At 57.6% G+C, this 7,492-nt stretch carries 6 protein-coding genes; 4 read left to right on the plus strand and 2 right to left on the minus strand.

All coding sequences use genetic code 11. From position 1 onward, the window contains the following. Window positions 1-103: 103 nt before the first annotated feature. Both QMX84_RS25250 and QMX84_RS25255 read right to left on the minus strand, forming a co-directional pair. A complete protein-coding gene (locus QMX84_RS25250) occupies window positions 104-1,012 on the minus strand; it encodes an SdiA-regulated domain-containing protein (protein WP_278941236.1) in 909 nt (302 codons plus the stop codon). A gap of 72 nt (window positions 1,013-1,084) precedes the next feature. Continuing rightward, the gene (locus QMX84_RS25255) at window positions 1,085-2,017 is read right to left on the minus strand and encodes an SdiA-regulated domain-containing protein (protein WP_123750765.1); all 933 of its coding nucleotides are present in this window, start codon (window positions 2,015-2,017) and stop codon (window positions 1,085-1,087) included. Window positions 2,018-2,654: 637 nt separating this feature from the next. On the opposite strand from QMX84_RS25255, the gene QMX84_RS25260 reads away from it, so the two are divergent. The 4 genes from QMX84_RS25260 (at window position 2,655) to QMX84_RS25275 (ending at window position 7,431) form a co-directional block, all read left to right on the plus strand. After that, entirely contained in the window at window positions 2,655-3,419 is a 765-nt protein-coding gene (locus QMX84_RS25260; protein WP_262124355.1) for a hypothetical protein, read from the plus strand. Between the two features lie 207 nt (window positions 3,420-3,626). Continuing rightward, a complete protein-coding gene (locus QMX84_RS25265; RefSeq protein ID WP_262124353.1) occupies window positions 3,627-4,868 on the plus strand; it encodes an SfnB family sulfur acquisition oxidoreductase in 1,242 nt (413 codons plus the stop codon). Between the two features lie 11 nt (window positions 4,869-4,879). Next, window positions 4,880-6,076: an SfnB family sulfur acquisition oxidoreductase gene (locus tag QMX84_RS25270; RefSeq protein ID WP_282365069.1), complete on the plus strand. Its 1,197-nt coding sequence runs from the start codon at window positions 4,880-4,882 to the stop codon at window positions 6,074-6,076. Further along, on the plus strand, window positions 6,076-7,431 hold the full coding sequence (locus QMX84_RS25275; protein ID WP_262124349.1) for an LLM class flavin-dependent oxidoreductase: 1,356 nt from the start codon (window positions 6,076-6,078) through the stop codon (window positions 7,429-7,431). Before QMX84_RS25270 ends, QMX84_RS25275 begins: the two co-directional genes overlap by 1 nt. Window positions 7,432-7,492: the final 61 nt, after the last annotated feature.

The following is a 7,492-nucleotide window of genomic DNA, read 5'->3' on the forward strand; positions in this document are numbered from 1 at the left end:
AACCCTGAGCAAATAACCCGTAACCGTGTAGGAGCGAGCTTGCCTCGCGATCTTTTAAACCATCAAAAGATCGCGAGGCAAGCTCGCTCCTACAAGTGTTGATTCAGGGCTTTTTGAACACGTAAAACAGGTTCGGCTCACTCACCAGATACAACGTCCCTTCGTCGTCCATGGCGACACCTTCCGCTTGCGGCACTGACTCTTGCAGACCATTGCGGCCCTTTTTCAGCGATAACGTGCTGAACGGGCGGCCACTGATGTCCAGTTCCAGCAGCAACTTCGACTCATCCGACAGCGCCAGCAAATGGCCGCTGCGCTCATCAAACTGCAAGCTCGATAAATCACGCACAAACAGTCGCGCATCACGTCGCGGGTTGGTAATCACGTGGGTGGCATAGGGTTGTTGCGGGTTGTCATGGGGAAAGCCGCGCACTTCGTAAATCAGCATCGGGTCGCGCTCCTTGGCCACAAACAGGCGCTTGCCCGCTGAGTCATACGCCAGCCCCTCGAAGCCTTTGTTGCCCGACGGGCTGATGCCCAAGGTCAGTTGCTCGGCATCTGCGGCATTGAGCTCGCGAGTGGTGTCGTCGATCTTCACTTTGATCAGGCGCTGGGTGTATTCATCGGTGATCACGTAGGTGTTCTCATCAATGAACTCTATGGCCTCGGCATCACCAAACCCGGTCAGTTTTATCCGCCGCACTATCCGCCCATCCAAGGATAACTCCACCAGTTCCGGGTTTTTATTGGTCACGGTAAACAGGCTTTTGCGCACCGGGTCGAAGGTCAGGGCCGAGACATTGTCTTCAAGCCCCTCAATCACCCGGCCTTGAAGCACCGCACGGTAATCGCCCAGGTTGATGGCATTCGGGTTGGCAGGCTGCCACAGCAGGCTGAGGTTGAACCAGGTTCGGTCGAACAGGCGGTAATGCTGGGCCGCGAAGCCCGCGGCCAACAGCGCCACGAGCAACACGCCCAGAAAAAGCGGGGTAGAACGGCTGACACGCGACATAAGTACAAGCTCTTGAAAAATCAGCCAGATGAAATATCACGGCTGCATGAATTCAAGCTTAATCCGTCATGGCTATTTGGCTTTCTTTTCGAAACGGTAGAAAAGGTTGGGTTCACTGACCATGTACAAGGTGCCGTTGTTATCAATCGCCACGCCTTCGGCGCGAGGGATGGTGCTTTTGAGGCCATTGAAGCCACGCAGCAGGGTCATGAAGCTGACCTGCTCGCCCAGCTCATCCAGCTCCAGCAGCAGGTGCGAGTCGGCCGAAAGCACTAGCGTGTGGCCCGTGCGCGGGTCAATGCTCAAGCCCGACAAGTTGCGCAGGTCGAGCTCATCGCTCGGCACTTTCTGCTTGTTGCCCAAGAGGGTCTGGCTGCCGTCGCTTTTCCACACATACATCGCCGGTGGGCGCTCTTCACCCAGCAGCAGTTGCTGACGGCGCGGGTCCCAGGCAATCGCTTCAAAGGCTTTGTTCTGATCTTTGGAAGGGCCAAGGTCGTACTTGGGGAAGTCTTTGATGTTCAGGGTCTTGGTATCGGCATCGACTTTAACGATGGTCAATAAATGATCACGCTCATCGACGATACCCAGCAGGCCGTTCTCCATCACAGTCAAGCCTTCAGGGTTGCTCCAGCCCTCCAGGGGGATTTTGCGCAGCACATCGCCCTCAAGGCTGAGCTCAACCAGAAACGGGTTTTTGCCCATGACTGAAAACAGCGTGTTGGTCTTGGGGTTATACGACAGGTCCGAGGCTTCGTCCTTCTCCAGCCCTGTCATTGGCTTGCCATCAATGACCACGCGGTAATTTGGCAGCCAGACACTCTCATTTTGATCGCTCTGGCTCTCAAACTGCTCCAGCACCCACAAAGCACCCCGGTCGTCCCAATGCAGGATTGACGCTATCCCATAGAACAGCGCTGCCAGCAGAAAAAGCCAGGAATACCAACGCAAGCGAAAGCGCGAAGGTCGCGGGTCAGACGAGGTCTGCAGAGGGTCTGTGGCCATTAACGTTATCATCCAAGAAATTTTGCTACGTCTAAATAACACAAAGCGGGCAAAACCGATTGCCCCTCCCGCGGGTATTATGCAGAGAGTGTGTGAAATTATTGCTAAGAAGCACCGCCCTCGGTTCCCCTTCGATAGAGCGCTGCCTCAACTCAGCCCTTGCAACTTACCTGCCCGAATACATCAGCACACCCGTAGGAGTTGTCTTTAATTATTTGAAGCAACTAGCGCGCATTCATCCAACCCCTTTTAAAAATCCACATTTGGTTTAAATGACGTACGACTTGTACCCACGTCTTTAACACATTCTATCGCCTGCTAATTATTCACAAACCCCCTAGACTGCCGCTGCTCACGTCACATTAAACGTCTTGCCAGTAGGAACTTTCTGAATATGACTCAGAGATTAATAATTGCAAGATTGCACCTTGACACTCTTGCACCAAGACTCTTATCTAATAAACAACCAGACTCAACCGCACCCAACCTCACTATTGAACACGCTGTAACGGTGCACACGGATTGTTAAACCGACTACCCCGGTAACACAGCACCCGCTTTCCTTGGACGCCACCGTCCGGACTCTCTCAATTGCCGTGCTCTGTGCCGCCTTAAAGTTAGACAGGAGTTTACGTTTATGCCCTTTACCTCACACGCCCAAAAGTTGGCAGCACCGACACTTGCACCTTCGAACAAGTTCACTATTTGTGCACGTGCCGCCGAACAACTGTTTGTCAACATAGCGCCCTATATAAATATGGAAGAAGGCGACTTGATTGAATTGTTCTGGGACGGCTGTTATGTATCTTCACGACAACTTTACCGTGCCGATATAGGGCAACCGGTATCACTGCGAGTACCTGAAAGTTTTATTCAAAACGGCACCGCCCGTCTTTATTATCGCGTGATGCACATTGGCAGCAGCCCTGCTCTTTCCGCGCAACTTAAAGTACTGGTCAAACTTGACTGCCCTGGCGGAGTGGCCATCGGAGAAGAAAACCAGGGCCTCGCGCCCTTGATGATCCCGGAGCAAATCCAACGCTACGGGGTCAATCCCAGCCAGATGAAGCGCGGGGTGCCGCTGACTATCGAGCCTTATCGCAACATGGCTGGCGAAGATGAAATCACCTTGCTCTGGGGGGACGTGCGCCTCGACCTGCCCAAGTTGCGCCACATCGATATCAACAAGCCCGTCAGCGTATTCGTGCCCCCTGAAATCATCCAGGAAGCCGGTGAAGACCCGAAACTTGAAATAACCTACTGCGTGATTGATCGTGTGGGCAACAACTCACGCTGGGCACCGACCCGCACGCTGAAGGTGGGCGCCAACAAGCGTTACATCAACTCTGCCCCCCGCGAAATCCTGCGGGCTGCCGAAACACGGCCCAACTGGCGCGAGTGACCTTGGCTGGCAGCACGAATCATCTATCCATATTCCGAAAAGTTAGTTCTTTTAATTTTTATACTCAATTAGGGTATATGCACCGGACCACCGGACTCTCTTGCTTTACATCGCGCCGCTCAAGCGGCGCTCCAAAGATGAGGTAGGTATGGTCAGCAACACAATTACCCTTTACGGGGCATTGCGTGCAGCCAAGGAGCGGAACTAATGACTCTCTTGGCAACTGCACAACTGCAAAGCGACCTGGATGTCGCGCCCCTGTTGTTAGCAGCGCACGTCCTGCGCACCGACAACGAAGCCCTTCAAGCCGCCCACGCCCTGGCTGACGTCGCGCGTGAGCACGCCGCAAAACGCGATCAGCAACGCAAGCTGCCGTGGTCACTCATAGAAACCTTCACCCGCAGCGGTTTGGGTGGTATTTCGATAGCCCGTGAATTTGGCGGGGCACAGGTGTCGTTTGTGACCTTGGCTGAAGTCTTTGCGATCATCTCGGCGGCCGACCCGGCGCTGGGGCAGATCCCGCAGAATCAGGTCGGGCTGCTCAACCTGATTGCCAGCGTCGCGAGCCCTTCGCAAAAAGAGCAGTTGTTCACCAGCGTGCTGCAAGGCTGGCGCATTGGTAATGCGGGCCCTGAGCGCGGCACCAAAAACACCCTCGAATTGAAAGCCCGGATCACCGCCGATGGCGATGATTTTGTGATCAATGGCCAGAAGTTTTACTCCACCGGCGCGCTGTTTGCGCACTGGATCGCCGTCAAGGCACTGAACCACGACGGCAAACAGGTCATGGCCTTTCTCCGCCGTGGCACCCCCGGCTTGCGCGTTGTCGATGACTGGTCCGGTTTCGGCCAGCGCACCACCGCCAGCGGCACGGTCCTGCTGAACAACGTAGCCGTTGAAGCAGAGCTGGTGATCGACAACTGGCGCCTGGCTGAAGTGCCGAATATTCAAGGCGCGATTTCGCAGTTGATTCAGGCCGCCATCGACCTGGGCATTGCGCGCGGTGCCATTGCCGACACCCTCAGCTTTGTCAGCGAGCGGTCGCGCCCCTGGGTAGATGCCAAGGTCGAGCGCAACAGCGACGACCCTTACGTGATTGCCGACATCGGCAAATTGCACATCGAATTGCACGCCGCCGAAGCGCTGTTGCGCAAGGCCGGTCGGGTGCTCGACGAGGTCAGCGCAGCACCGATTGATGCAGCGGCTGCGGCCCGCGCCTCGATTGCCGTGGCCGAAGCCAAGGCGCTGAGCACTGAGCTGTCGTTACTGGCCAGTGAAAAGCTGTTCGAACTGGCGGGCAGCCGCGCCACCCTTGCCGAGTTCAACCTGGACCGCCATTGGCGCAACGCACGGGTGCACACCCTGCACGACCCGGTGCGCTGGAAATACCACGCCATCGGAGCCTATCGCCTCAACGGCACTTTGCCTGCACGGCATTCCTGGATCTAACGGAGACACCCATGTCACTGATATCCAAACAGGTCCCGGTCATCCAGAGCGATGCCGAGGCCCTGAGCGTAGCGCGTGAGCTGGCCGCCCATTTCAAACGTGAAAGCACCGTGCGAGATCGCGAGCGGCGCCTGCCTTTTGATGAGCTGGAACTGTTTTCCCACACCGGTCTGTGGGGCATCAGCGTGCCCAAGGCCTATGGCGGCGCAGGCGTATCCAACGTCACCCTCGCCGAAGTGGTCAGCCATATTTCAGCGGCCGACAGCTCGCTGGGGCAAATCCCGCAGAACCATTTCTATGCCCTCGAAGTGCTCCGGGTAAACGGCAGCGAGGCGCAAAAACAACGGCTGTACACCGAGGTGTTGAACGGCCAGCGCTTTGGCAATGCCCTGGCCGAACTGGGCACCAAAACCGCCCACGATCGCACCACGCATTTGGCCAAGGCCGAACACGGCTATCGCATCAACGGCCGCAAGTTCTACGCCACCGGCGCGCTGTATGCGCAGCGTATTCCGACCTCGGTTGTAGATGACCACGGCGTGCAGCACCTGGCGTTTGTGCGCAGTGACAGCGACGGCCTGAACGTGATCGACGACTGGAGCGGCTTCGGCCAGCGCACCACGGGCAGCGGCTCGGTGGTGTTCGACAACGTGTTTGTCGCCAGCGATGACGTGATCCCGTTTCAAAGCGCGTTTGAACGCCCGACCCCGGTCGGCCCGCTGGCGCAAATTCTGCACGCGGCCATCGACACCGGCATCGCCCGCGCCGCCTTTGAAGACGCGCTGAACTTTGTGCGCCACAAAACCCGCCCCTGGATCGACGCCACCACCGACATTGCCAGTGAAGACCCGCTCACCCTTAAAAGCTTCGGCCAGTTGAGCGTGCGCCTGCATGCAGCTGAAGCCCTGCTGGAGCGCAGCGGCGAGTTCCTCGACATCGCCCAGACCAACACCACCGCCAGCACCGTCGCAGCCGCCTCGATTGCTGTGGCCGAAGCCCGCGCCATCAGCACCGAAGTGGCCCTGAGCGCGGCCAGCATCTTGTTTGAACTGGCCGGCAGCCAGGCCACCCTGGCCGAATACGGCCTTGACCGCCACTGGCGCAACGCCCGCGTGCACACCCTGCACGACCCGGTACGCTGGAAGTACCACGCTGTCGGTAACTACTACCTCAACAGTGAAAACCCACCGCTGCGGGGGACCATCTGATGAGCAAAAAGAAAATCCTGCTCAATGCGTTCAACATGAACTGCATCGGGCATATCAACCACGGGTTGTGGACGCACCCGCGCGACACCTCAACGCGCTACAACACCCTGGAATACTGGACCGAGCTCGCGCAACTGCTGGAACGCGGGCTGTTTGACGGGCTGTTTATCGCGGATATCGTCGGCGTTTACGACGTTTATCAACAATCGGTTGATGTTCCGCTTAAAGAATCCATCCAATTGCCGGTCAACGACCCATTGCTGTTGGTTTCTGCCATGGCCGCTGTCACCAAAAACCTCGGTTTTGGCTTGACCGCCAACCTCACCTACGAGCCGCCGTATTTGTTCGCACGGCGCATGTCGACCCTCGACCACCTGACCCGTGGCCGCGTGGGCTGGAACATCGTCACCGGCTACCTGGACAGCGCAGCCAAGGCCATGGGCCTGACCGAACAAGTGGAGCACGACCGCCGTTACGACCAGGCCGACGAATACCTGGAGGTGCTTTACAAACTCTGGGAAGGCAGCTGGGAAAACGACGCCGTGCTCAACGACCCGGCGCAGCGCATCTACGCCCAGCCCGACAAAGTGCACAAGGTCAAACATGCGGGCGAGTTTTATCAGGTCGAGGGTTACCACCTGTGCGAACCGTCACCACAGCGCACCCCCGTGCTGTTTCAGGCGGGCAGCTCGGACCGTGGGCTGGCCTTTGCCGGGCGCCATGCCGAGTGCGTGTTCATCAGCGGGCAGACCAAGGCCGCGACCAAACTCCAGGTCGACCGGGTGCGCGCCAGCGCGGCTGCATCCGGCCGCAACCCGGATGACATCAAAGTGTTTATGGGCCTGAACGTGATCGTCGCGCCGACCGAAGCCCAGGCGCAGGCCAAGCGTGAGGAATACCTGGCCTACGCCAGCGCCGAAGCCGGGGTCGCGCATTTTTCCAGCTCCACTGGCATCGACTTTGCTGATTACGAGCTGGACGAGCCGATCCAGTACGTGAAAAGCAACGCCATCCAGTCCGCGACCAAAGTGCTGCAAAACAACGACTGGACGCGCCGCAAGTTGCTGGAACAACACGCCTTGGGCGGGCGCTACATCACCGTGGTTGGCTCCCCCGAACAGGTCGCCGATGAGCTGGAATCGTGGATCGAGCAAACCGGCCTCGACGGTTTCAACCTGACCCGCATCGTCACGCCCGAAAGCTACGCCGACTTCATTGATTTGGTGATCCCCGAGCTGCAACGCCGGGGCTCTTACAAGACCGCCTATGACACCGGCAGCCTGCGGCAAAAACTGTTTGTCGAAGGCGACGCGCACCTGCCTGAACGGCATACCGGCGCTTCTTTTAGACCTTAAAAACTGTAGGAGCGAGCTTGCCTCGCGATCTTTTAAAGATCAAAAGATCGCGAGGCAAGCT

Source organism: Pseudomonas sp. PS01297 (assembly GCF_029959305.1).
Lineage (GTDB): Bacteria > Pseudomonadota > Gammaproteobacteria > Pseudomonadales > Pseudomonadaceae > Aquipseudomonas > Aquipseudomonas helleri.

Coding starts and splice junctions, on each gene's coding strand:
- QMX84_RS25250 (WP_278941236.1), bottom strand. CDS start 1,012: ATGTCGCGTGTCAGCCGTTCTACCCCGCTTTTTCTGGGCGTGTTGCTC.
- QMX84_RS25255 (WP_123750765.1), bottom strand. CDS start 2,017: ATGGCCACAGACCCTCTGCAGACCTCGTCTGACCCGCGACCTTCGCGC.
- QMX84_RS25260 (WP_262124355.1), top strand. CDS start 2,655: ATGCCCTTTACCTCACACGCCCAAAAGTTGGCAGCACCGACACTTGCA.
- QMX84_RS25265 (WP_262124353.1), top strand. CDS start 3,627: ATGACTCTCTTGGCAACTGCACAACTGCAAAGCGACCTGGATGTCGCG.
- QMX84_RS25270 (WP_282365069.1), top strand. CDS start 4,880: ATGTCACTGATATCCAAACAGGTCCCGGTCATCCAGAGCGATGCCGAG.
- QMX84_RS25275 (WP_262124349.1), top strand. CDS start 6,076: ATGAGCAAAAAGAAAATCCTGCTCAATGCGTTCAACATGAACTGCATC.